This is a genomic window from Myxococcales bacterium (assembly GCA_016717005.1).
Classification (GTDB): Bacteria; Myxococcota_A; Polyangia; order Haliangiales; family Haliangiaceae; genus UBA2376.
The window spans coordinates 154922-180013 of sequence record JADJUF010000049.1 but is presented as its reverse complement, the minus strand read 5'-3'; the positions used below and the strand labels follow the sequence as shown (position 1 = coordinate 180013).

Below are 25092 nucleotides of genomic sequence, written 5' to 3'. Positions count from 1 at the left end.
GATCGGCGGCGGGCCGCGACGGGCGCGCGCGTCGCTACCGCTGCGCCCGCAGGTTGGCGACGCTCATCTTCAGGAGGAGGTCGCGGTTGGCGTGGTCGGGGTAGCGCGCGGCCATCTGGGCGAGGGCGTCGTCGTCGGACGCGCTCGCGGCGGTGACCGCGAGGATGTCGTCGATGTACGCGCGGTCGGTGGCGAGCACGGTCAGATCCGTGGGCGCGCCGTGGCCGGGATAGATCGTCGGCGCGCGGTCGCGCCACGCGGCGTCGAGCTGGTCGAGCGTGCCCTGCCAGGCGGCGGCGCTGGCGCGGGTCACGCCGACGCCGAGCCACAGGTGCACGTCGTGGTAGGCGAGGTCGCCGGTGAACAGCGCGTTGGCGTCGGGGCTGTAGACCGTGGTCATGTGCTCGGCCTCGGTGGCCGGGTAGTCGGCGCGGAGCTCGAGCCGCGCGCCGCCGGGCAGCGTCAGGCGCGGCTCGGCCAGCACGGTCAATTCGCCGGCGTAGTCGAAGCCGTCGGGGTGATCGACGGTCCGGGGCTGCATCGCCGGCAGCGCGGCCAGCCAGCCCGCGCCGGTCATCCAGGTCGCCATGCCGATGATGTCGTCCTTGATCTCGGGGCGCGCGACGACGAACCGCGCGTCGGGCAGCGCGGCGCGCAGCGCGCCGAGGCCGAGGAAGTGATCGGGGTGGCCGTGGGTGATGAGCACGGTCACCGGTCCGCTGGTGCGGGCGCGGACCAGGGCCGCGACCGCGGCGCCGTCGGTCGGGTTGCGCGTGGCGTCGATCACGATCGCGCCGGCGCCGTCGGTGATGACGTAGCTGTTGACGTCGGACTCGGCGGCGGCGTAGGGCGTGATCGTGAGCTTGGCCGTCGGCGTCGGCGGCGGGTGGGACGTGCCGCCGCACGCGGCGGCGAGGGTGGTGGCGGTGGCGAGGGCGATGAGCGAGCGCATGGGCGGTCTCCTGGATGGCGACGGGGTCAGGCGCGCGCGAGCAGCGGCGCGAGCACGGTGGCGAGGTCGGTCTGGCCGCGGAGCGCGCGGTGGCCGCCCTCCCACGCCACCCGGCCGCTGGCCGCGCCGGCGTAGAGCTCGCGGAACAGCCCCGCGAACGCCGGCGACAGGCCGAAGCTGGTGTAGGTCGGGACGACCGCGTCGAGCGGCACGTCGGTGGCGGTGATCGTGCGGCCGGTCAGGGTCGACAGCACCGCGGCGACGTCATCGGCGTTGTAGTCGCGGGGCCCGGCCAGCTCGACCCGGACGTCGCCGCGCGGGCCCTCGAGCAGCGCGGCGGCGGCGGCCTTGCCGATGTCCCGGGTCGCGACCATCGGCATGGTCAGCCCGCGCGGCACGAACGTCGGCACGACGCCCTGGTCGAGCATGCCGAGCGCGGCGGCCCAGTTCTCCATGAAGAACGCGGCGCGGATCGCGGTGAGCTGGGTCAGCGGCGCCAGGACGCGCTCGGCCACCTGGGCCGAGACGATCGGGCCGGTGCCGTCGGCGTGCTGGGCGCCGACCGACGACAGCAGCACGACGTGCGGCACGCGGGCGGCGGCGACGGCGGCGGCCTGGGCGGCGGCGACCGCGCGGTTCTCGGCGAGCGGCTCGGCCGAGGTCGGGCGCGGCGGGATCAGCAGGTAGGCGCCGGCGGCGCCGCGCAGGGCCGCGGTCAGCGCGGCGGGGTCGGCGAGGTCGGCGACGGCGATCTCGGCGCCGCGGGCGCGCCAGGGGGCGGCCTTGGCGGCGTCGCGGACGATGACGCGGACGGGGGCGCCGGCGGCGAGCAGGGTGTCGGCGACGACGGCGCCAGTGTTTCCGGTGACTCCAGCGATGGCGAACATGGGCGAGCTCCTCGGGTGCGGTGGTTGGGTGCGGCCATCATGGGGCGCCCGAGTGCATGCGCCAAGATGATGGTATTCATACGCGTCATGCGTACCGTTCATGATGAGCTGGCGGCGGTCGATCTCAACCTGCTGCGCGCGCTCGACGCGCTGCTGGCCGAGCGCCACGTGACCCGGGCCGCGGCGCGCCTGGGCCTGACCCAGTCGGCGGCCAGCCACGCGCTGGCGCGGCTGCGGGCGCAGCTCGGCGATCCGCTGCTGGTGCGCGGGCCGCGCGGCGCGCTGGTGCCGACCGCGCGGGCCGAGGCGCTGGCGCCGGTGGTCGCGCGGGCGCTGGGCGAGCTGGCGCTGGTCTGGCGCGGCGTCGAGTTCGACCCGGCCACGACCGCGCGCACGTTCCACGTCGGCGCCGGCGACTTCGCCGAGCTGGTGCTCTTGCCGGCGCTGGTCGCGCGGCTGGCCAAGGTGGCGCCGCGGATCGACCTGTTCGTGCGGCCGGTGCCCGACGACATCGGCGGCGCGATGGCCGCGGGCGAGGTCGACGTGGTCCTGGCGCCGGCGCGCCCGCGCGACCTGACCGGCGGCTGCTACCAGCGCCACCTGTTCGACGAGACCTTCACCTGCGCGATGCGCGCGGACCACCCGGCGGCGCGGGCGCGGCTGACGCTCGACCGGTTCTGCGCGCTCGACCACCTGCTGATCGCGCCGCGCGGCACCGCGGGCGGGTTCGTCGACGGCGCGCTGGCGGCGCTCGGCCGGCAGCGGCGGGTCGCGGTGGCGGTGCCGCACTTCCTGGTGGCGCCGCTGGTGCTGGCCGCGACCGATCTGATCGCGACGATCCCGCGCCGGGTCGCGGCTGCGTTCGAGCCCGGCGTCGCGCTGGCGCTGCGGCCGCCGCCGCTCGAGGTGGCCGGGTTCGGCGTGCACGTGCTGTGGCACGAGCGCACCGCCACCGATCCGGCCCAGGCGTGGCTGCGCGAACAGATCGTCGCGGTCGCCGGGCCACCGCCCGCTCCACGGGATGAACTCGGTGCAGGTGCCCTGATCGCAGGTCAGGTTGGTGCAGCACGGGTTGGCGGCGTCGCAGCTCTGGCCGAAGGTCGCGCAGCCCTGCGGATCACCGCAGGTGCCGACGGTCGAGCCGGGCGGCGTCGTGCACGGCAGGCCCGAGCAGCAGTCGGTGGCGGTGGTGCACGCGCCGCCGGTCGGCTGGCAGCTGGCGCCGCACCGCAGCGTGAACTCGGTGCCCGGCACTGGCAGGCACGGCAGCCCGCAGCAGTCGGCGCTGGTGGCGCAGGTCATGCCGACGTAGTCCTGCGGGTTGGTGCAGACGATCTCGGCGACGGTGCAGCGCGGCACGCCGAGCGCGTCGAGGTGGCAGGTGTCGTACTGGAGCACGTTGCCGGCGCAGCAGTTGGCGTTGGCGTTGCACGAGTCGGTCTGCAAGCGGCAGATCGCGCCGGCCGGGCTGCACGAGTTGCCGTTGTCGCAGCGGCCGATCGGGTTGTCGCCCTCCTTCTGACAGACCACGTTCGAGACGTCGCCGTCGGGCAGCCCGGCCGAGCCGCAGCAGTCGCTGTCCTCGACGCAGGTCTCGCCGGTCGGACGGCAGCCGCTCGACGGCTGGCAGATCAGCACGCCGGTCGGCCCGTAGGGCAGGCAGGCCCGGCCGCAGCACTCGCCGCCGCAGATCGGCAACTCGCCGCCCATGTAGTCGGCGCCGGCGCCGCACACCTCGCCGGCGCTGGTGCAGCCGGTGGCGCCGCCGGCCGGGACCGGCACGCAGACGCCGAGCGTGGCGCCGGCGGCGACGTCGCACAGGCCGCTGCAGCACTCGCTGCCGAACTGGCAGGTGTCGCCGAGCTGCGTGCAGTACGACGGCGCGTTGTTGCAGGTCCCGCCGTCGCAGTAGTGCGAGCAGCAGTCGGCGCTGCTCGCGCACGAGTTGCCCGAGGTGCGGCACGCGGCGTTGAGCGGCGCGCAGGTGCCGTCCGTGCAGGTGCCGGAGCAGCAGGCGCCGTCGGCGGTGCAGCTCTGGCCGTCGGAGGTGCACTGGTCGCCCGAGCACGCGAAGTCGACGCACGCGAACGAGCAGCAGTCGGGGCCGCTCTGGCAGGCGCTGCCGGCGGCGAGGCACTCACCCGGCGGTGCGCGAGCACACGCCGGTGAGGTCGTTGCAGTCGCCGGTGCAGCAGTCGGTGTCGGTCGCGCACGCGGTGCCGGTGGCGAAGCACGCGGGCGGGGTGACGCTGCCGCCGCCGTCGTCGCCGCAGGCGGCCACGAGCAGGGACAGCGCGATGCCTGCGATCAGGGTGCAGACACGGGCGGCGGCGAACGGGTTCTTCATGCGGGCTCCTCGCGACCGCCAAAGTCGGGCGGTCCCAGGTGAGTCGCGCCGAACGTGGGCGCGGTTGCAGAAATCCCACCCAGGTCAGCAAGACCGTACGCTGGCGCGCACTCGCCGGGGCGACCTATCGAACCAGGCGGTAGCCGACCGCGAGGCGACCGCCCCGGTGTGGCTGTCGCCGGTCGCGGTGTGTCGAGGTGCCGTACTGCAACAGCAGCTCGCCGGTGAGGCGCCCTGGGCCCAGCGGCAGCTCGCCCCCGATCGGCACCCCGACCCCGAACTCGGTCGACACCTCCTCGGTGGCCTCGATCGTCGGTGCGCCATCGTCTTCGACGGTGCTGCGGGTCAGGAGCAGGCGCGGCCCGAGCCCGGCGTACGGCGTGATCGAGCCCATCGGCCGCGCGGGTACAGCACGATCGGCATCACGCCGAGCTCCTGCTCGGTGAGTCGCCAGGTGCAGGTGCCGCCGGTCACGCGCGGATCCATCTCGGTGCCGGTGGTGGTCGGCTGGGTGTAGTCGACGACCAGCCCGATCGAGATGCGGTGGTCGGCCGTGGGCAGCACGTAGCCGACCTCGACGCCGACCGAGGCGAACGGCGACAGCCCGTCGAGCGGCGCGATGCCGCCGAGCTTGGCGCCGGCGTAGCCGTGGGGCGCCGCGGGGTCGGCGTGGGCGATCCCGCTCAGCGTCATCAGCGCGGGTGCGATCGTGATGCGCATGGGACCTCCGGGCATGGCGGGCCTCACCAGATCACCAGCTCGGTGGTGCGGCTGGCCGCGGTCGGCTCGTCGGTCTGGCCGCCGAGCAAGAAGATGAACGCGCTCTGTACGGCCGAGCCGAGCAGGTAGCGACCGTGGGTCATGCTCAGCCCCTCGTCGTTCCACGCGCCGGCGGCGAGCGTCGGCGGGGTCGAGAGCTCCGCCGACTTGGCGCCGCGGCTGGGCGCGCCGTTCTGGCCGCCGAACGTGAACAGCTGGCCGTTGGCAGCGCACACGCCGTAGCCCGAGACCGACACGCCGAAGTTCTGCACGCCGGCGTCGTTCCACACGCCGAGCTGGCCACCGGCGGTCACCAGCGCGGCGTCGACCGTGGTCTCGCCCGCGCCGGCCGCGGTCTGGCCGCCGCCGGCGAACACGTACGTGGTGCCGGCCGGGTAGCTGGTCGAGACGCTGCGATCCACCACCCAGGCGCCCAGCTGCCAGCGCGCCTGGCTGAGCGCGGTCGTGCCCGCGGTCCAGGTGGCCGCGGTCTGGCGACCGTTGGCCGCGATCGTGATCGGCAGGTACTCGTACGACGTCAGCGCGGTGGTGGCGGTGCTGCGGCCGGCGAGCGCGTAGACGTAGGCGGTGCCCGGCGCGACCGGATCGCGGGCCCAGGCGACCGCCAGCCCCTCACGCGCCGTGCCCAGCGCCGGCAGCGTCCGCCAGCGGCCGGTGGCGCCGAGCGGCAGCGGCGTCGCGGTGCCCGGCGTCGCCGTCGCGTCGTCGACGAACGTCGTGCCGGCGCCGGTCGTCGTCGCCAGCAGCACCTCGGTGCCGGGCGCCGCGTCGGCGGCGGCGGTGCGGTAGACGCGGTAGCCGACGACGTTGGGCAGCGCCGCGCCGAGGGCGTCGACCGGCGCGCGCCACACCAACGTGAGCGCGACCTGCTGGCCCGGGAACGTCGGCACGCGCACCGTGAACTCGTCGGACGCGAGCGACTCGCCCCCGGGGTTGTCGGGATCGGTGCCCGCGAACACCGCGCTGACGCGGTAGTGGTAGCGGCCCGGCGCCAGGCCGGTCGGGCGCAACGCGACGTCGAGGTCGGTGACCCGCGGCGCCTCGCGCGGCGACAGGATCAGCGCGCGCTCGGCGGTCGCCACCGCGCCGCCGCCGGCGTTGCCGCCGACGACGTAGACGTAGCGGCCGATCGTCGCGACGCCGGCGAGCGTGCGTGGCGCGGCCAGCGGGTACGGCGCCAGCGTGAACGCGCCGATCGTGCCGAACGGATCGACCGGCGCGAACTCGATCGAGTCGAGCGCGCCGGCGGGGGTGCCGCTGTCGCCGCCGATCGCGTAGATGAAGCGGTTGGTGGCGGTGGCGTTGCCGGCGGCGGCGACCAGCGCGCGGCGGCCGATCTGCATCATCGGGCCGGCGTGGGGCGTGTTGAGGTTGCGCGAGCTGTTGGTCACGCCGATCGCCGAGAACTCGCCGAACGTGCCATCGGGGTTGGTCACCCGCACCAGGCACACCGCGCCCGCCGGCAAGCTCGACGCGTTGATCGTGACGTCCTGGGTGCAGCTGGCGCCGACGCAGGTGGGCGCGGTCGAGGTGACGGCGGGGGCCGGCAGCGCCGCGCCGGTCGCGTCGACGCAGGTCAGCGTGACCACGTCGGCGGCGTCGAAGTTGCGCCCGCTCAGCGTGACCGCCTGGCCGGTGGCGTTGACGATCGAGGCCGGCGTGGCGCCGTCGATCTCGGGCGGCGGCGCGGTGGTCTCGGTGTAGCCGCCGGCGACCGAGTTGGCCAAGAGGCCGACGGTGCCGTCGGGGTTCACCAGCACGACGTCGTAGGCGTGGGCCGGCGTGCCGGCGGGCACCACGCCGGTGACGCGGCCGCCGTCCAGGAACGCCACCGACTCCAGCTCGACCGCGACGTCGGTCGGCTGTGGGTTGGTCGGGTTGAGGTACACCCGCGGGGTCTCGACGAACGGGTGATCGCCCGGGGGCGGCGCGGCGGCGTCGCGGAAGATCTGCACCGCGGTGTCGGTGGCGGTGGCGCCGAACGGCGGGGTCACATGGTCGAGCGTCACCGACGTGGTGGCGGTCACGGTGATCGCCATCGGCAGCATCGAGCCGCAGCCGGTGCTGTCGGACAGCGCCAGGTCGTAGACGCCGGGGGCCTGGCCCATCGGCACGATCGCCTGCAGCCGGTTGGGGTGGCCGGGGACCGCGTTGAACGTCAGGTCGGTCACCGGGCCGGGCTGGCCGGTCGGCCGGATGTTGACGGCGTTGGCGGCGAGCGGCTGGGTGATGGTCGTGGCGTAGACCGTGATGCGGGTGTTGATCCCGTTGTAGACGACCTCGGGATCGACGTAGAAGACCACCGGGCCCGCCACGACGGTGACGGTCTTGTGCGGCAGCGGCCGATCCTCGCAGCCGTCGGGGTTGCGCACGACGACCTCGCAGCTGGTGCCCGGCGTCGCGCCGCCGCCGAAGCTGGCGGTGAGCTGCGTGCCGTCGGGGACCACGGTGACGGCCGCGGCGGCGACCACGACCGCGCCGCAGTGGAGCTCGACCTCGGCGTCCGGCAAGAAGTTGGCGCCGGTGACGGTCAGCGTGCTGCCGCCCTGGCACACGGTCGCCGGGACCACCGCGTCGACACGCGGCGGCGGCTCGATGCGGATCGTGATCGGCGAGCTGGTCGACGCGCAGTCGGCCGGCGCCGGGTTGGTCACGACCAGCGGCAGATCGGTGGCGGCGGTGACGACGACGTCGCCGACCGGGATCGTGATCGTGATCGCGGTGCACAGCGCGGCGTCGGCCTCGGTGAGGTCGCCGCCGATCGGGGCGCAGTCGGCGGCGGCGGCGGTGGCGGCGTAGGTGTGGGCCGCGGCGCCCTCGCCGATCGTGACGCTGGGCGCCTGGTCGGCGTAGACCAGAAAGTTGGCGCCGGTGATGGTCACCGTCTGATCGTCCTGATCGTCGCAGATCGCCGGTGGCGCGAGCCCCGAGACGATCGGCGGCGGGATGATCGCGAACGCCTGGGTGATCGAGGCCGCGCTCGTGCCGTCGGGGTTGGTGACGGTGACGTCGAACACGCCGGTAGCCAGCGCGTCGGCGGGCACCACGTCGAAGCCCATCTCGGACTCGCTGGTCCAGTGGACCCGGCTGGCCGCGGCCGACGCCGGATCGTCGGCCAGATCGATCGGTGTCGTCGCCAGGGCGCCGCCGGGGATCGCCGTGCGCGGCGTCAGCGTGACCCGCGGCAGCAGCAGCCGCACCGGCTCGTCGAGTGTGCTCGACGGCATCGGCGTGAAGTGGGCGCCCGTGAGCGTGACCGCGGTGCGGCCGTCGGCGGTCGACACCGACGCGCCGTTGCACACCAGGTCGGGGCTCGCGGTGGCCAGCCTCGGTTCCGGACTGGTGACGTCGTGCGCACACGCGGACAACGCCAACCCGAGTGACAGCGCCGCGGCGACTCTATGCAGGTCGTTCATGGTCCCCCGTCGCAGCCAACCGGCTGCGTCTCTTGTGGGGTAGTCGTGCGCCCCGGGCGCCTGGTCGCAAGAACCTCGTCTGTTCGATTTCTGCCACCGGCTGGCTTGCTCGCGCGACTGATCCGGCGACCAGGAAGGACGACTTGAGCGCGTCTTGATCGTCCTGGCTGCGGCCTGCGCCGATGGCCCGCACGCCGTGGGGACGCCGCGGTCGATGCCGCCGCCGCCTGATGGTGCGACGAGCGACGCGACGTCCGATGCCGGCGGTGGCGGTGATGCGGTCGGCGATCCGGTCGGCGTCGACGCTGGTGACGGCAGCGGTCGCGTACGACGCCGAGGTCGAGCGGCACGCGGTCTTCCGCAAGGTCGTTGGCATCGCCCGAAAACGCGGGGATGGTCAGAGACGACAGCCTGAAGGCGTCGTGATCGGACGGTCGGGGCGGTCGTCCCACGGACGCAGAAGACAGAAGAGGGCCCCAGCCGGGACCCTGGCCGTGGACACGGCTCGCGCACGATGCCCGCGGTCGGCAGCGCGGGCGAGGTTCGGGGCGTCGTTGGTGGGGCACCGTGGATGACGACGACCGCAGCCCCGGGCAGTGCGGCGCCGCGCACCTGGTGCAGGCCCGATCATGCTGCGCGCCCGCGCGCGTGGCCGCCGCGGTGACTCCGCGGGCGCGCGGGTGCGGCTCGGCGCGGTGGCTACTTGGTCGGGAAGCCGCGCTTGGCCAGCAGCGCCTTGACGTCGGGGTCGCGGCCGCGGAACTGGCGGTAGGCCTCGGCCCGGTCGGTGGCGTTGCCCGGCGCGAGGATGAACTGCTTCATCTTGCCGGCGATCGTCGGGTCGAACACGTCGCCCGCCTCCTGGAACGCGGCGATCGTGTCGGCCGCCATGACGTCGCTCCACAGGTAGCTGTAGTAGCCGGCCGAGTACTCGTCGCTGGTGAACAGGTGGTTGAACTGCGGCAGGCGGTGGCGCATCGCGACCTCGCGCGGCGCGCCCAGCTTGGCCAGGGTGTCGCGCTCGAACGCGGCGGGGTCGACGACGCCGTCGGGGGGATCGTGTGCAGGTCCATGTCGACGATCGCCGCCGACAGGTACTCGACCGTGCCGTAGCCCTGGTTGAACGTGCGCGCGGCCGCGACCTTGTCGAGCAGCGCCTGCGGCATCGCGGCCTTGGTCTGGTAGTGGCGCGCGAACTTGTCGAGGATCGGCGCCGTCAGCACCCACATCTCGTGGACCTGCGACGGGTACTCGACGAAGTCCGACGGGGTGTCGGCCAGGGCCGGGTGCCCGACCTCGGCGACGAGGTAGTGGATCGCGTGGCCGAACTCGTGGAACAACGTCTCGGCGTCGTCGAGCGAGATCAGGATCGGCGCGCCGGCGGCGCCGCGCACGAAGTTGTTGTTGTTCGAGACGATCGGGAGGCGGCGGGTGCCGGTGAAGTCCTCGAAGTACTGGTAGCTCGACATCCACGCGCCGGAGCGCTTGCCGGCGCGGGCGAAGTAGTCGCCGTAGAACAGGCCGATCAGCGCGCCCGAGATCTTGTCCTTGACCTCCCACACCCGCACGTCGGGGTGGAACGTCGGCACCGTGCCGGTGATCTCGGCGAAGGTCAGGCCGTACAGGCGCTCGGCCATGTCCATCGACGCGGCGATCATGTTGTCGAGCGCGAAGTAGGCCTTGAGCTCGTCGCTCTCGAACTTGTACTTCGCGGCCTTCACCTTCTCCTGGTAGTAGAGGTAGTCCCAGGGCTCGATCGGGCCCTTGAGCTTGTCCTTCTTGGCGAAGGGCGCCATCGCGGCGACCTCCTCGTGGACGCGCTGCACCGCCGCCGGCCACACCCGCATCATCAGGGCCTGGGCCTTGGCCGGGTCCTTGGCCATCGTGTCGGCCATGCGCAGGTGGGCGTGGCTGGGGTAGCCCAGGAGCGCGGCGCGCTCGGCGCGCAGCTTGACGATGCGCGCGATCGTGGCCTTGGTGTCGTGGTCGTCGCCGTGATCGCCGCGGCTCTTGAACGCGGTCCAGATGCGCTGGCGCAGATCGCGCCGGGCCGACGCCGCCAGGAACGGGTCGACGCTCGAGCGGGTGTTGACCACCGCCCACTTGCCGGGCAGCTTGCGCTCCGCGGCGGCGGCGGCGTAGCTCGCGACCAGGTCGGCCGGGAGCCCGGCCAGGTCGGCCTTGGTGTCGAGGACGGTCCAGGTGTCCTCGTCGGCGAGGACCTTGTTGCCGAACGTCGTGTAGAGGCTCGCCAGCTCCTGGTTGATCGCGCCCAGGGTGGCCTTGCCGGCGGCGTCGAGCTTGGCGCCGCGGCGGACCATGTCCTCGTAGGTCTTCTCGATCAGGCGCAGCTCGATCGGCGCGAGGCCGGCGCCGGCGCGGCCGGCGTGGACCGCGGCGATGCGGTCGAACAGCGGCTGGTTGAAGTTGATGGCCTGGTCGGTGGCGGCGGCCAGCTTGGGCGACCAGACCTCGTCGAGGGCCTGGGCCTCGGGGCCGTTGAGGCCCGAGGTCAGGACGCCGAACAAGGTCGCGGCCCGGCCCAGGTGGCGGCCGGCGTCCTCGATCGGGACCATCGTGTTGGCGAAGGTCGGCGGCGCCGGATCGGTGATGATCGCCTCGAGCTCGGCGGCGCGCAGCGCGATGCCGATCTCGAACGCGGCCGGGAACGCCGCCGGCTGCATGTGATCGAACGGCGGCACCCCGCCGTCCTTGCCGGCCCACGGCGCCAGCAGCGGATCGCGGTTGGCCAGCTCGGTCAGGCGGGCGACCTCGGCCAGCGCGGCGGCGTGCGGCGACGGGGCCGGTGGATCGACGGGATCGGGCTTGGGCATGACGGCGACGGTCTCCGTTTTCGGCTTCGGTTGCGGGCAGCACGACGACGCGAGGGTCGCGAGGCCCAGGACCAGGAACAGCGAGCGAGCCATGGGGCGGGAGTGTACCCGCGGATGGCGGACGCGGCGCGCGCGGGTCGCGCGGATCGCCGCGGGCCTGGTATCGTCGGCGGGTGCCACCGGGCAGCCGTCAGATCGAGATGACCTGGCGGTGCTCGTCGTGCGGGCACGGCAACCTCGGGCGCCACAAGGTCTGCCAGGCGTGCGGGGATCCCAAGGACCAGGGCGAGAAGTACGAGATGCCCGGCGACACCGCGGCCGCGCCGACGGTCACCGACGCGGCGCTCGTGCGCATGGCGACCGCCGGGCCCGACTGGCGGTGCGCGTACTGCGGCAGCGATCAGCGCCGCCTCGACGACGCCTGCGGCCGGTGCGGCGCGTCGATCTCCGAGGCGGTGCGCGAGCACGCGATCCGCGGGACGCCGCCGACCGGGTGGCAGCGGCGCAAGCGCTGGCTCCGCCGCCACCGCACCGCCGTCATCGTCGCGTCGGTCGGCCTCGCGCTGGTGCTGGGCTACCTGTGGGTCACCCGGGCCCGCACCTACCAGGCCACGGTCGCGGCGGTGCGCTGGGAGCACACGATCACCGTCGAGCGCTACCAGATCTGGGACCGCGAGGGCTGGCGCCAGGAGCAGCCCGCCGCCGCGTTCGAGGTGCGCTCGCTCGGCGACAAGGTCCACCACTACGACGACGTCCTCGACGGCTACGACACCGAGCACTACACCGAGCAGGTCGCGTGCGGCCAGGACTGCGTGTCGGTGCCCGAGAGCTGCTCGGAGCGCTGCAGCGACAACGGCAACGGCTTCGCCACCTGCACGACCTCGTGCACCGGCGGCGGCACCTCGTGCTCGACCCGCTACTGCAGCGAGGACCGGACCCGGCAGGTGCCGCGCTACCGCAAGGAGCCGCGCTACGCCGAGGCGATCGCCTACCGGATCTGGGACTGGGGCGAGCACCGCGCGGTCGCGGCGGCCGGGGCCGCGACCACCGAGCTGCGGTGGCCGGTCGAGGAGGCGCGGGTCGGCGCCGACCTCGCGCCCAAGCAGCAGGAGCGCGAGCGCCGCAGCGCCCGCTACGTCGTGACCCTGGCCTACGACGGCGCGCACCGGATCGGCTTCACGACCAGCGCCGAGGCGTTCGCGCAGTTCGCGCTCGGCACCCGCCACCGGCTGCGCGTGAAGGGCCGGACGATCGCGGTCGACGGCCAGCGGGTCGAGCGGGCCGCGGCGCTGGTGCCGGCCGAGGCGCCGGAGCGCGGGCGATGATCGGGTAGGCTCGCGCGGTGCTGCTCCTGCGCGACGTCGTCAAGGCGTACGGTCCCCGGCGCGTGCTCGACGGGGTCACGCTCGAGGTCGCGCGCGGCGCGCGGGTCGCGCTGATCGGCCCGAGCGGCAGCGGCAAGTCGACGGCGCTGCGCCTGTTCACCGGGCTGCTCCGCCCGGACGCCGGCGCCGTCGAGCTCGGCGGCGAGCCGCTGACCGTGCGCGGCCTGGCGGCGGCGCGGCGGCGCCTCGGCTACGTCATCCAGGACGGTGGCCTGTTCCCGCACCTGACCGCCGCCGCCAACGTGGTGCTGGCGCCGCGGCAGCAGGGCTGGCCCCGGGCGCGGTGCGACGCGCGCGTCGCCGAGCTGGCCGAGCTGGTGCGCCTGACGGTCGAGCTCCTGGCCCGGTTCCCGGTGCAGCTCTCGGGCGGGCAGCGCCAGCGGGTGGCGCTGATGCGGGCGCTGGTCCACGACCCCGAGGTGCTGCTGCTCGACGAGCCGCTCGGCGCGCTCGATCCGATGGTGCGGGCCGAGCTGCAGGACGATCTGCGGGCGCTGTTCACCCGGCTGGGCAAGACCGTGCTGGTCGTGACCCACGATCTGGCGGAGGCCGCGCACCTCGCCGACACCGCCGTGCTGATGCGCGACGGCCGGGTGATCCAGCGCGGCACGATCGCCAGCCTCGCGGCGACGCCGGCCGACGACTTCGTGCGCCGGTTCGTGCGGGCGCAGCGGGGCCTGCACCTCGCGGCCGAGGGCGCCGATGCGTGAGCGGCGCGGGCGCGGCTGCGGCGTCGCCGCGATCGCGGCGCTGGCGCTGACGGTGGCGCTGGCCCGGCCCGCCGCCGCCGGGCCCCAGGTCCGGGTCGGCTCGAAGGCGTTCACCGAGGGCGTGATCCTGGGCGAGATCGTCACGCAGGTCGCCGAGGCGTCGGGCGCGACGGTCACCCACGAGGCCCAGATGGGCGGCACCCGGATCCTGTGGACCGCGCTGACCAGCGGTGAGATCGACGCGTACGTCGAGTACACCGGCACGCTGGCGCTCGAGCTGCTCGCCGACGAGGCCCTGCCGCGCGGCGATCTGGCGGCGCTGCGGGCGGCGCTGGCCCGGCGCGGCATCGGCATGATCGGCCCGCTCGGGTTCCAGAACACCTACGCGCTGGGCATGACCGAGGCCCGAGCCGCCGCGCTGGGCGTGCGCACGCTGTCGGATCTGGCCGCGCACCCGGCGCTGGCGCTCGGGTTCAGCTCGGAGTTCCTCGATCGCGACGACGGCTGGCCGGGGCTGGCGGCGCACTACCGGCTGCCGCACGGCGACGTCCGCGGCCTCGATCACGCGCTGGCCTACCGGGCGGTGGTCGACGGCGCGCTCGACGTCACCGACCTGTACACGACCGACGCCGAGATCGAGCGCTACCACCTGCGCGTGCTGACCGACGACCGCGGCTACTTCCCGTCGTACGACGCGGTGCTGCTGTACCGCGAGGCCTGGGCCCCAGGCGCGCCCGCGGTCGTGGCCGGGTGGCGGCGCCTGGCCGGCGCGATCGACGCGCCGACGATGATCGCGATGAACGCGCGCGCGCGCCTCGACCGCGTGCCCGAGATCGACGTGGCCGCGACGCTGGTGCGCACGCGCCTGGGCCTGCGGGTGACCCGGACCGCGGCCGGCCGCGCCGCCCGGATCTGGGCGCGCACCCGCGAGCACGTGGCGCTGGTGGCGGCGGCGCTGGTCATGGCGCTGGCGCTGGCGCTGCCGCTGGGCGTGCTGGCGGCGCGCCACCGCCGGGCCGGGCTGGCGCTGCTGGGCGTCGTCGGCGTGGTCCAGACCGTGCCGTCGCTGGCGTTCCTGGTGCTGATGATCCCGCTGCTCGGCATCGGCGGACCGCCGGCGGTCGCGGCGATGGTCGCGTACAGCCTGCTGCCGGTGGTGCGCAACACCCACGCCGGCCTGACCGCGATCTCGCCGCCGCTGCTCGAGTCGGCCGACGTGCTCGGCCTGGGCCGGTGGGCGCGGCTGGTGCGGGTCGAGCTGCCGCTGGCGTCGCCGGCGATCGTCGCCGGGGTCCAGACCGCGGCGGTGCTCAGCGTCGGCACCGCGACCATCGGCGCGCTGGTCGGCGCCGGCGGCTACGGCCAGCCGATCCTGACCGGGGTGCGGCTCGACGACACCGCGCTGATCCTCGAGGGCGCGCTCCCGGCGGCGGCCCTGGCGGTGATCGTCCAGGTCGTCTTCGAGCTGCTCGGGCGCGCGCTGGTCCCGCGTGGGCTGCGGCTCGATCCGCCCGGGTGACGATCCGGACGTCGGCGGGCGCCGGACCGCGCGCCGGGGTTGGGTGTACCGTCAGGGCGTGCCGTCCTGGCGCCCGGTCGCCGCGCTGGTCCTCGTCAACGTCGCCCTGTTGATCGTGGGCGCGGCGCTGGCGCCGACGCGCGCGCCGCCGCCGTCGACGTCGACCCGCCCGATCCGGATCGGCCTGGTGTTCGACATCGGCGGCAAGGACGATCGCTCGTTCAACGACGTCGCGTGGCGCGGGCTGGTGCGGGCCCGCGATCAGCTGGGCGTCGCGATCACGACGATCGAGCCGTCCGACGGCGCCGATCGCGAGGCGGCGCTGCGCCAGCTCGCCGCCCGCGAGGTCGACCTGGTGATCGGCGTCGGCTTCATCTTCTCGGCCGACCTCGAGCGCCTGGCCCGCGAGTCCCCCGACGTGGCGTTCGCCGGCGTCGACTACGCGCCGACCGGCGCCGACATGCCGCCGCCCAACCTGGCCGGGCTGCGGTTCCGTGAGCACGAGGGCAGCTTCGTCGTCGGCGCGATCGCCGGGCTGACCACGCGCACGCGCATCGTCGGCTTCATCGGCGGCATGAAGATCCCGCTGATCCGCAAGTTCGAGGCCGGCTACGTCGCCGGGGTCAAGCACGTGTGCCCCGACTGCAAGGTGTTCTCGGCCTACGCCGGCACCGAGCCCAAGGCCTTCGCCGATCCGGCGCTGGGCCAGGAGCTGGCCGAGGCCCAGTACGAGGGCGGCGCCGACATCATCTTCCACGCGTCGGGCAAGACCGGCGCCGGCGTGATCGCCGCGGCCCGGGCCCGGCACGCGCGGGTCATCGGCGTCGACTCCGATCAGTTCCACGAGGCGCCGTGCTGTGTGCTGACCAGCATGGTCAAGCAGGTCGACGTCGCGGTCTACGACGTGATCGCCGACGTCGTGGCCGGGCGCTTCCACGGCGGCGTCCGGGAGCTGGGCCTGGCCGACGACGGCGTCGGCTTCGTCGCCAACCGCGACAACGCCAGCCTGCTGACGCCCGACGTCGCGGCCCGGGCCCGGGCGATCGCCGCCGAGGTGATCGCCGGGCAGATCGTGGTGCCGTCGCAATGACCGCGCCGACGATCGCGCTGCGGGTGCGGGCCAGCCGGCGGTTCGGCGCGTGCGTGGCGCTGGCCGACGGCCAGCTCGAGGTCGAGGCCGGCACGGTCCACGCGCTGGTCGGTGAGAACGGCGCCGGCAAGTCGACGCTGATGCGGATCGTCTACGGCCTCGAGCGCGCCGACGGCGGCGAGCTCGAGCTGGGCGAGCGGGTCGAGCTGGCGCGGCACTCGGTGGCGCGGGCCCAGGCGCTCGGCGTCGGCATGGTCCACCAGCACGGCATGCTGGTGCCGACCTTGACCCTGGCCGAGAACGCCGCGCTCGGCCACGAGCCGATGCGCGGCGGCCTGCTCGATCGCGCCGGCGCCGGCCGGGCGCTGGTCGCGGCGGCGGCGCAGCTGGGCCAGACGCTCGATCCCGACGCGCTGGCCGGCGCGCTGACCGTCGGCGAGCAGCAGCGGGCCGAGCTGGCGATGGTCTCGGCGCGCGCGTCGCGGCTGCTGATCCTCGACGAGCCGACCGCGCTCCTGACCCCGGCCGAGGTCGACGCGCTGCTCGACATGATCCGGGCGCGGGCCGACGCCGGCGGCGCGGTCGTGCTGGTGACCCACAAGCTCGACGAGGTCGTGCGCGTCGCCGACGAGGTCACGGTCCTGCGCGGCGGCCGCACGGTCGCGTCCTGGTCGGCCGACGTGACCACCGCCGAGATCGCCCGGGCCATGATCGGCGGCGAGCCGCCGCCCCCGTCGGCGCGCGCGCCGGCGCCGGCCGCCGACGCCACCGCCGGGCTGACCGTGCGCGAGCTGGTGGCGCCGGGCGCGCGCGGCGGCGGCGCGGTCGGCGTCAGCCTGGCGGTCAAGGCCGGCGAGATCGTCGGCGTCGCCGGGGTCGAGGGCAACGGCCAGCGCGAGCTGGGCCTGGCGATCGCCGGGCTCGGGCCGGTCGCCGCCGGCACGGTCGCGATCGGCGGCGCCGACGTGACCCGCGCGTCGGTGGCCGCGCGGCGCGCGCTGGGCCTCGCGCACCTGCCCGAGGATCGCCACCTCCACGGCCTGGTCGCCGACGCGACCGTGGCCGACAACGTCGCGCTCGGGCGCCTGGCCGAGGTCACGACGGGCGTGACGATCGATCGAGGCGCGCTGGCGCGGCTGACCGCCCACGCGCTCGGCGCGCTCGACGTGCGCCCGGCCGATCCCGACGCGCGCGCCGGCGCGCTGTCCGGAGGCAACCAGCAGAAGCTGGTGGTCGCGCGCGAGCTCGACCGGCCCGGCCTGCGCGCGGTGCTGGCGGTCCACCCGACCCGCGGCGTCGATCTGACCGCGGTCGCGCGCATCCACGCGCGCCTGCGCCAGGCGGCGATCGACGGCGCCGCGGTGCTGCTGATCGCGTCGGACCTCGACGAGCTGCTCGCGCTCGCGCACCGCGTGCTGGTCATGCACCGCGGCCACGTCGTCGGCGAGCTGGCGGGCGCGGCCCTGACCGCGGCCGACGCGCGCACGCGCCTGGGCGCCTGGATGGCGGGGGCGTCGCCGTGACCGGGCGCGCCGCCACCGTCCGCGCGGTCGCGATCGCGATCCTGACCGCGACCGCGGCCGGCAGCCTGCTGATGATCGTCGCCGGCGCGTCGCCGGTGGCGCTGTGGCGGCAGCTGTTCGCCAGCGCGCTGGGCGACGGCGCCAGCGTCGGCCAGGTGCTGTTCCGCGCGACGCCGCTGGTGTTCACCGGGCTGGCGGTGGCGGTGCCGCTGCGGGCCGGGCTGTTCAACATCGGCGGCGAGGGCCAGCTCACCGCGGCGGCGCTGGCGTGCGCGGTCGTGGCGGCGGCGCTGCCGGCCGAGCTGCCGGCGGTGCTCGCGATCGCGGTCGCGGTCGTGGTCGCGATGGCGGCCGGCGCCGCGGTCGGCGCCGCCACCGGCGCGCTGCGGGTCTATCGCGGCGCCCACGAGGTGATCGTCGCGATCCTGCTCAACACGATCATCGGCGGGGTCGCGCTGTGGCTCGGCAACCGCGGCCTGTTCGTCGGCGAGTCCACCCGCACACGGACGATCGCGCCGGCGCTGCAGCTGCCCGACCTCGGTCTGGCCGGCTCGAGCGCCTCGGTCAGCGTCGTCGGCGCGATCGCGGCCGCGGTCGTCGTCGCGTGGCTGTTCGCGCGCACGACCGTCGGCTTCGGCTGGCAGATGGCGGGGCGCGGCCTCGAGGCCGCGCGCGCCGCCGGGCTGGCGGTCGATCGCGCGCGGGTGTCGGCGATGGCCACCGCCGGCGCGATGGCCGGGCTGGCCGGCGCCCACTTCGTGCTCGGCCACAAGCACGCGTACGAGGACGGCCTCGGCCGCGGGGTCGGCTTCGTCGGGGTCGCGGTCGCGCTGCTGGCCCAGGGCCGGCCGCTGGCGATCATCGCCTCGGCGCTGTTGTTCGGCGCGCTGGCCCAGGGCGGGCTCGGCGTCACCGGCGACGTGCCCAAGGAGATGGTCGACGTGCTGCAGGCGGTGATCGTGCTGGTGGCCGCGGCCTCGCTCGGGCGGAGGAAGCCGTGACCGGGTTCCTGGCGTCGCTCGTCACGCTCGGGTTCGTCGCCCAGGTGATCCGCATCTCGATCCCGTACGTGCTCGCGGCGCTGGGCGGCACCGTCACCGAGCGCAGCGGGGTGATCGATCTGGCGCTCGAGGCCAAGCTGCTCATGGGCGCGTTCGCGGCGGCGGTGGTCACCTACGAGACCGGCTCGCTGGCGGTGGGCGTGGTGGCCGCGGCCGGGGCCGGGGCCGGGGTCGCGGCGATCCAGGCGCTGTGGAGCGTGCGGCTCGGCGCCGAGCAGGTGGTCACCGGCATCGCGCTCAACCTGGGCGCGTTCGGGTTCACGCGCTACTTCCTGGGCGTGCGCTACGGCCAGGGCACCAACTCGCCGAAGATCGACGGGCTGGGCACGACCGTCCTGACCAACCCGCTGACGTGGATCGCCGGGACCCTGGTGGCGGTGACGGTGGTGGGCCTGTGGCACGCGCGCCTGGGGCTGCGCATCCGCGCGGTCGGCGAGCACCCCGAGGCCACCGCCGCCGCCGGCGTCTCGGTGGCGCGGGTGCGCTGGACCGCGGTGGTGCTCGGCGGCGCGCTGGCCGGCCTCGGGGGCGCGCAGCTGTCGCTGCCGGTCGACGGCTTCGTCGCCGAGGCGTCGGGCGGGCGCGGCTACGTCGCCCTGGTCGCGGTGATCATGAGCGGCTGGCGCCCGGGCCGGGCGGCGCTCCTGTGCGTGGCGTTCGGCGCGGCCGACGCGGCGCAGTTCCGCATGCAGTCGCGCGGGCTGGGCCTGCCGCCCGAGCTGGTGAAGCTCATGCCGTACGCGCTGGCGCTGGCGCTCCTGGCGGCGTGGCCGCGGCGCACGCCGCCGCCGCGCGCGCTCGGTCAGCCGTGGTGAGCTACGCCGACGGCGCGGTCGCGCCCAGCTGACCCGCGGGCGGCCCGTCGGGCGCGGCCCGGGCCGGGCGGCGCACGACGACGTAGATCGCCGGGATGAAGATCAGGTTCACCACCGTCGACACCAGCATGCCGCCGAAGACGGTCGTGCCGAGCGAGTTGCGGGCGGCGGCGCCGGCGCCGTGGGCCAGCATCAGCGGCAGCACGCCGAGCAAGAACGCGATCGAGGTCATCAGGATCGGGCGCAGTCGGACGCTGGCCGCGGCGATCACCGCCGCGCGCGGCGCCTGGCCGGCCCGGCGCAGCTGCTCGGCGAACTCGACGATCAAGATCGCGTTCTTGCTCGCCAGCCCGACCAGCATGACCAGCCCGACCTGACAGAACACGTCGTTGTCGAGGCCGCGCGCGACCTGCAGGCCCAGCCCGCCCAGGACCGCGAGCGGCACGGCGAGGATGATCACCAGCGGCAGCACGAAGCTCTCGTACTGGGCCGCCAGCACCAGGAACACGAACACCAGGCCGAGCGCGAAGATCAGCCCGGTCTGGCTGCTGGACTCCTTCTGCTCGAGGCTGATGCCGGTCCACTCGGTGACGATGCCCTCGGGCAGGGTCCGGGCCGCGATCTCCTCCATCGCCGCGAGCGCCTGGCCCGAGGACACGCCCGGGCCGGCCGCGCCGTTGATCTCGGCCGAGCGGAACAGGTTGTAGTGCCGGATGAGCTGCGCCGAGGTGGTCGGCCGGGCCGTGGCCACGGCCTCGATCGGCACCATGTCGCCGGCGTCGGTGCGCACGTAGTAGGCGCCGATGTCGTCGGGCGCGTCGCGGAACTGCGCGTCGGCCTGCAGGTACACCCGGTACGTCCGGTTGGCGTAGTTGAAGTCGTTGACGTACTGGCTGCCCATGAACAGCTGCAACGTGCCGTAGAGCTGGTCGACCTGGACCCCGAGCGCCTTGGCCTTCTCGCGGTCGACCTCGACCGACACGATCGGCGCGTTGGCGGTGAACGAGGTGAAGATGCCGCGCAGGCGCGGATCGCCGTTGGCGGCGGCCACCAGCGCGCCGGTGGCCGCGGCCAGCTCGTCGAGCGGCCGGCCGACGCCGGTGTCCTCGACGACGAACTGGAAGCCGCCGACCGCGCCGACGCCGCGGATGGTCGGCGGCTGGAACGGCGTGACCCGGGCCCGCCCGATCCGCGCCAGCGGGCCGCGCAGGCGCTCGACCAGGCCGGCCACCGACTGGGCGCGGCCCGGGCGCTGGTCCCACGGGATCAGCGGCACGAAGATCTGGGCCAGGTTGGAGCCGGTGCTGCCGGACTGGAACCCCGAGACCATGAACCGGGCCTTGACCTCGGGGATCCCGTCGAGGACGTCGGCGACCTCGCGCACGACCGCCTGGTTGTCGGTGAACGACATGCCGTCGGGGCCCTGGACCGAGATGATCAGGTAGCCCTGATCCTCGGCCGGGATGAAGCCGGTCGGGGTCGAGCGGAACAGGTGCACGGTCAGCGCCAGGCACGCGACGAACACCGCCAGGACCGGCAGCGGGTAGCGCAGGATCCACCCGAGCGTGGCGGCGTAGGCGCGGCGGGTGCCGTCGAGCGCGCCGTCGACGATCCGGAACGGCAGCCACTTGGGGCCGTGGTGGGCCTTGAGCAGCAGCGCGCTCAGCGCCGGGGTCAAGGTCAGCGCGCAGAAGGTCGAGATCGCGACCGAGGCCGCGATCGTCAGCGCGAACTGGCGGTAGATCGCGCCGGTGGTGCCAGGGAAGAACGCGATCGGCGCGAACACCGCGATCAGCACGATCGACGTGGCGATGACCGCGCCCGCGACCTCGCGCATCGCGGCCGAGGCCGCGGCCCGGGCCGGCAGGCGGCGCTCGTGCATCAGCCGCTCGATGTTCTCGATCACGACGATCGCGTCGTCGACGACCAGCCCGGTCGCGAGGGTCAGGCCGAACAGGGTCAGCGTGTTGATCGAGAAGCCGAACAGCTGCACGAACGCGAAGGTCCCGACCAGCGACACCGGCAAGGTCAGCGCGGTGATCAGCACGCTGCGCCAGCCGTGCAGGAACAGGAAGATCACCAGGATCACCAGCGCGATCGCGATGACCAGCGTGGTCTCGACCTCCTCGACCGAGGCCCGCACCGCGAGCGTCGTGTCAGTGCCCGACTCGTACGCGAGGCCGGGCGGGAACGTCGCCTCGAGCTCGTGCAGCTTGGCGACGACCGCGTCGCGGACGTCGAGCGCGTTGGCGGTCGGGAGCTGGAAGATGCCGACGCCGACGCCGGGGTGGCCGTTGAACAGGAGCGCCTGGCCGTAGTTCTCGGCGCCGAGCTCGACCCGGCCGACGTCGGCGAGGCGCACCAGCTCGCCGGCGTCGCCGCGCTGGATCACGATCGCGCCGAACTCGCCGGGCTCGATCAGGCGGCCCTGGGCCCGGACCGCGAGCTGGTACGGCTGGTCGGGCGCCGACGGCGGCTGGCCGAGCTGGCCCGCGGCGATCTGGATGTTCTGCTCGTGCAGCGCCCGGAGCACGTCCTGGCCGGTGAGCCGGCGCCGCGCCAGCTTGGTCGGATCGAGCCAGACCCGCATCGCGAACTTGCGCTCGCCGAAGATCCGGACCTCGCCGACGCCGGGGATGCGCTTGAGCGCGTCCTTCAGGTAGACGTCGGCGAAGTTCGACAGGAACGCCGGGTCGTAGCGATCGTCCGCGGTGTAGAAGCCGAAGCTGCACAGGAGCTGGGTCGAGGCCTTGTTGACGACGATGCCGGCCTCGTTGACCTGGGCCGGCAGGCGCGCGGCGGCGCGGGCGACGCGGTTCTGCACGTCGACCGCGGCGACCTCGAGGTCGCGGGTCGGCTCGAACGTGATCGAGATCTGGCTGCGGCCGTCGTTGGAGCTGGTCGACGAGATGTACTTCATGCCCTCGACGCCGTTGAGCTCCTGCTCGAGCGGGATCGTGACGGCGCTCTCGACCGCCTCGGCGCTGGCGCCGAGGTAGCTGGCGCTGACGGTCACCTGCGGCGGCGCCAGGTCGGGGTACTGAGCGATCGGCAGGGTCGGCACGGCCATCGCGCCGGCCATCGTGATGATGATCGCGCACACCGACGCGAACACCGGGCGGCGCAGGAAGAACTCGACCATCGCGTCACCGCCCCGTGGCGGCGGGGGCCGTCGGCGTGGGCCCGGCCGGCGGCGCGGGCGTGGGCGCGGTCGGGGTCGGTGCGGGTGCGGGCGCGGGCGTCGAGTGTGGCGTCACGGGCGCGGGCCCAGGCGCGGACGGTGGCGCGTCCGCGCCGGCGATCGTCACCGCCGCGCCGTCCTTCAGGAGCTGGATCGACGACACCGCGACGCGGTCGCCGGGCGCGAGGCCGTGCTCGACGACGAACCCGCGCGGGCCCAGCGCGCCGAGCTCGATCAGCCGGCGCTCGACCGCGAGCTTGCCGTCGCGCTCGCCGACCACGTACGCGAACGCGGCGCCGCCCTGGCGGACCACGGCCAGCGCCGGGAGCTGCAGCGCGGTGCCGACCGAGTAGACCACCCGGACCCGGACCAGCTCGCTCGGGCGCAGGCCCAGGCTCGACGGCACCGCCGCCTTGACCGCGACCAGCTGGGTGCGCGGATCGGCCTCGGCCGCGACGTAGAACGCCGTCGTCGCGTGGACCACGCCGCCGTCGTCGTCGAGCACCTCGATCGGCGTACCGACCGCGACCCCGCGCGCGCGCGCCGCCGGCACCGCGACCGTGAGCTCGAGGCCGTCGTCGCCGGCGATCGTCGTCAGGCGCGAGGTGGCCGTGACGTAGTCGCCGAGGCGGACCTGCACGTCGCCGATCACGCCGGGCACCGCGGCGCGCACGACCCGGTTGCCGACCGCGACCCGGCGCTGCGACACCTGGGCGCCGGCCGCGCGGACCGCGGCGGTCGCGGCCGCGACGTCGGCGCGGCCCTTGTCGAGCTCCTGGGCCGTGGCCAGGCCCTCGCGGTGCAGCGCCTCGATGCGGGCCTGCGACTGCTGCGCCAGCGCCAGCGCCGCGGCGGCCGAGTCGGCCTGGGCCGACGCCGACGACAGGGCCGCGCTCTCCTCGCGCGCGTCGATCTCGACCAGCGGCGCGCCGACGGCGACGGCCTGGCCGGGGCGCACGAGGATCTTGCGGACGTAGCCGGCGACCTGGGGCAGCACGGTCAGGCTCGCGCGCGACAGCAGCGAGCCGAGGTACTCGCCGCTGACCCGGGCCTCGGCCAGGGCCATCGTCTGGATCTGGACCGCCCGCGGCGGCGGCGGCGGCGGCTTGCGCGCGGCGGGCTCACCGCCGCACGCGGCGAACGTCGTCAGCAGGACCAGGGCGATCACGGCACGCATCGGGCCTCCGTCAGCAGGGCGTCGACCTCGGCGGCCAGCCGCTCGAACTCGCGCAGCGCCAGGGTCAGCTCGGCCTGGCGCAGCACCGTCGCGCTCTGGACCAGCTCGAGGCTGGTCGCGCGGCCGATCTCGAACGAGCGTCGGGTCATCGCGTCGACCCGCGCCGCCAGGTCGCGAGCCTCGACCGCGGCCGCGACCAGCGCGGTCGCGACCGCGCCGCCGCGGCGGGCCCGGGCGATCTCGAGCGCGGCGGCGCGGCGGACCCCGTCGGTGACGGCCGCGGCGTCGGCGACCGCGGCCGCGCGCTGGGCGGCGCTGGCGGCGCGGCGGCCGCCGTCCCAGATCGGCACGCGCAGCACCAGCGCCAGCGACCAGGCCGGGATGCGCCCGGGCGCCGGGTCGGTGGTGTACGCGCTCAGGTTGGTCGCGAGCTCGACGGTCGGCAGCGCGGTGGCCTCGACCTGCGCCTGGCGCGCGCGGGCGACCTCGACGTCGGCGCGGGCGCTGGCCACGTCGGCGCGCTCTTCGCCGGTTGCCAGCGGGCGGCACTGCCGGGCCAGGTCGCCGAGCAGCGCGTCGCCGGTCAGCGCCGGGGCCAGCCCGACCTCGCCATCGACCGCGAGCGCGAGCCCCAGCGCCTCGCGCGCGAACCGGAGCTGCTCGTCGCCGGCGATCACGCTGGCCCGTGCCACCGCCACGTCCTGGGCGGTGCGGAGCGCGTCGAGCTCGGTGGCGGCGCCGAGCTGGAACGTGCGCTGGCCCAGGGCCGCGCGCTCGAGGGCCAGGCGCAGGCCGGCGCGGGTCAGCTCGGTCGCGCGGGTCGCCGCGAGCACCGCCACCACGGCCCGGGCCGCGCGCTGGGCGGTGCGGCGCTCGACGTCGAGCCGGCTGGCCTCGGCGCCGCGCTGATCGGCGGCGGCGGCCGTGCGCTCGCGCCGGGCGGCCACGTCGAGCAGGGGCACCGAGGCGGTGATCGCGGCCGAGGCCAGCGGCGCGGTCGGGGTGTAGTCGGCGCTGGGCGCGACGCCGGGCGCGGTGCCCGGGTGGACCAGATCGAGCGCGAGCGACGCGGTCGCCTGCGCGGTCGGCATGCGCGCGGCCCGGGCCGCCCGCAGGCCGGCGCGGGTCCGGGCCAGCTCGGCGGCGGCGCGCGCGTGCTCGGGGCCGTCGCGCAGCCGCCGCTGCGCCTCGGCCCAGGACCCGACCTCGACCGCGGCCGCCGCCGGGGGCGCGAGCAGCGGATCGTCGACCGCGGCGACGAAGGTCGGCCGTGATGGTGGCGCCGGCGGGGGCGGCGGAGCCGGCTGGGCGGCGGCGGTGGCGACGACCGCGAGCAGGATGCTGGCGGTGGCCGGGGGCGTGCGGCGCATCGACTGCGGACTATGCCCGGCCTCGCGGGCTTGGCAACCGCCCCG

General features: G+C 75.2%; 17 protein-coding genes and 1 pseudogene. 8 read left to right on the top strand and 10 right to left on the bottom strand.

The features are described from left to right. Positions 1-34 precede the first annotated feature (34 nt). Together IPL61_39945 and IPL61_39940 are read right to left on the bottom strand one after the other, a co-directional pair. On the bottom strand, positions 35-952 hold the full coding sequence (locus IPL61_39945) for an MBL fold metallo-hydrolase (protein ID MBK9037352.1): 918 nt from the start codon (positions 950-952) through the stop codon (positions 35-37). A gap of 26 nt (positions 953-978) precedes the next feature. Next, a complete protein-coding gene (locus IPL61_39940) occupies positions 979-1839 on the bottom strand; it encodes an NmrA family NAD(P)-binding protein (GenBank protein MBK9037351.1) in 861 nt (286 codons plus the stop codon). An 87-nt stretch (positions 1840-1926) separates the two neighbouring features. Here IPL61_39940 and IPL61_39935 point away from each other — a divergent pair, with 87 nt between their 5' ends. Beyond that, positions 1927-4008 (top strand): LysR family transcriptional regulator, encoded by a 2082-nt coding sequence (locus IPL61_39935; GenBank protein MBK9037350.1) that lies wholly within the window; start codon positions 1927-1929, stop codon positions 4006-4008. Here the strand turns inward: IPL61_39935 and IPL61_39930 are convergent. From IPL61_39930 to IPL61_39910, 5 genes and pseudogenes are all read right to left on the bottom strand, one after another. Continuing rightward, a complete protein-coding gene (locus IPL61_39930) occupies positions 3977-4186 on the bottom strand; it encodes a hypothetical protein (protein ID MBK9037349.1) in 210 nt (69 codons plus the stop codon). The genes IPL61_39935 and IPL61_39930 overlap by 32 nt on opposite strands. Before the next feature lie 124 nt (positions 4187-4310). Next, positions 4311-4580, bottom strand: a complete 270-nt coding sequence (locus IPL61_39925) for a hypothetical protein (GenBank protein ID MBK9037348.1) — start codon at positions 4578-4580, stop codon at positions 4311-4313. Further along, positions 4532-4906 (bottom strand): hypothetical protein, encoded by a 375-nt coding sequence (locus IPL61_39920; protein ID MBK9037347.1) that lies wholly within the window; start codon positions 4904-4906, stop codon positions 4532-4534. The genes IPL61_39925 and IPL61_39920 overlap by 49 nt, the downstream gene beginning before the upstream one ends. A 23-nt stretch (positions 4907-4929) precedes the next feature. Continuing rightward, positions 4930-8334: a hypothetical protein gene (locus IPL61_39915; GenBank protein MBK9037346.1), complete on the bottom strand. Its 3405-nt coding sequence runs from the start codon at positions 8332-8334 to the stop codon at positions 4930-4932. A gap of 747 nt (positions 8335-9081) precedes the next feature. Next, positions 9082-11309: pseudogene (locus tag IPL61_39910) on the bottom strand (M3 family metallopeptidase). A gap of 80 nt (positions 11310-11389) precedes the next feature. Between IPL61_39910 and IPL61_39905 the strand changes: the two are divergent. Genes IPL61_39905 through IPL61_39875 form a run of 7 tightly spaced genes read left to right on the top strand, consistent with a single transcriptional unit; the run spans position 11390 to position 19319 of the window. Beyond that, a complete protein-coding gene (locus IPL61_39905) occupies positions 11390-12541 on the top strand; it encodes a hypothetical protein (GenBank protein ID MBK9037345.1) in 1152 nt (383 codons plus the stop codon). A gap of 17 nt (positions 12542-12558) precedes the next feature. After that, the gene (locus IPL61_39900; GenBank protein ID MBK9037344.1) at positions 12559-13311 is read left to right on the top strand and encodes an ATP-binding cassette domain-containing protein; all 753 of its coding nucleotides are present in this window, start codon (positions 12559-12561) and stop codon (positions 13309-13311) included. After that, positions 13304-14830, top strand: coding sequence for an ABC transporter permease subunit (locus IPL61_39895; GenBank protein MBK9037343.1), 1527 nt, complete (start codon positions 13304-13306; stop codon positions 14828-14830). Before IPL61_39900 ends, IPL61_39895 begins: the two co-directional genes overlap by 8 nt. 58 nt (positions 14831-14888) lie before the next feature. After that, complete coding sequence (locus IPL61_39890; GenBank protein ID MBK9037342.1) at positions 14889-15920, top strand: BMP family ABC transporter substrate-binding protein; 1032 nt, start codon at positions 14889-14891, stop codon at positions 15918-15920. Continuing rightward, on the top strand, positions 15917-17443 hold the full coding sequence (locus IPL61_39885) for an ATP-binding cassette domain-containing protein (GenBank protein ID MBK9037341.1): 1527 nt from the start codon (positions 15917-15919) through the stop codon (positions 17441-17443). Before IPL61_39890 ends, IPL61_39885 begins: the two co-directional genes overlap by 4 nt. Further along, positions 17440-18444 (top strand): ABC transporter permease, encoded by a 1005-nt coding sequence (locus IPL61_39880; GenBank protein MBK9037340.1) that lies wholly within the window; start codon positions 17440-17442, stop codon positions 18442-18444. The genes IPL61_39885 and IPL61_39880 overlap by 4 nt, the downstream gene beginning before the upstream one ends. After that, on the top strand, positions 18441-19319 hold the full coding sequence (locus IPL61_39875; GenBank protein ID MBK9037339.1) for an ABC transporter permease: 879 nt from the start codon (positions 18441-18443) through the stop codon (positions 19317-19319). Before IPL61_39880 ends, IPL61_39875 begins: the two co-directional genes overlap by 4 nt. A 1-nt stretch (position 19320) precedes the next feature. On the opposite strand, the gene IPL61_39870 is transcribed toward IPL61_39875, so the two are convergent. From IPL61_39870 to IPL61_39860, 3 genes are read right to left on the bottom strand one after another with little or no spacing between them, the layout of a single operon-like run. Beyond that, the gene (locus tag IPL61_39870; GenBank protein MBK9037338.1) at positions 19321-22461 is read right to left on the bottom strand and encodes an efflux RND transporter permease subunit; all 3141 of its coding nucleotides are present in this window, start codon (positions 22459-22461) and stop codon (positions 19321-19323) included. A gap of 4 nt (positions 22462-22465) precedes the next feature. Continuing rightward, positions 22466-23677, bottom strand: coding sequence for an efflux RND transporter periplasmic adaptor subunit (locus IPL61_39865; GenBank protein MBK9037337.1), 1212 nt, complete (start codon positions 23675-23677; stop codon positions 22466-22468). Continuing rightward, on the bottom strand, positions 23665-25047 hold the full coding sequence (locus IPL61_39860; GenBank protein ID MBK9037336.1) for a TolC family protein: 1383 nt from the start codon (positions 25045-25047) through the stop codon (positions 23665-23667). Before IPL61_39860 ends, IPL61_39865 begins: the two co-directional genes overlap by 13 nt. Between the last annotated feature and the right edge of the window lie 45 nt (positions 25048-25092).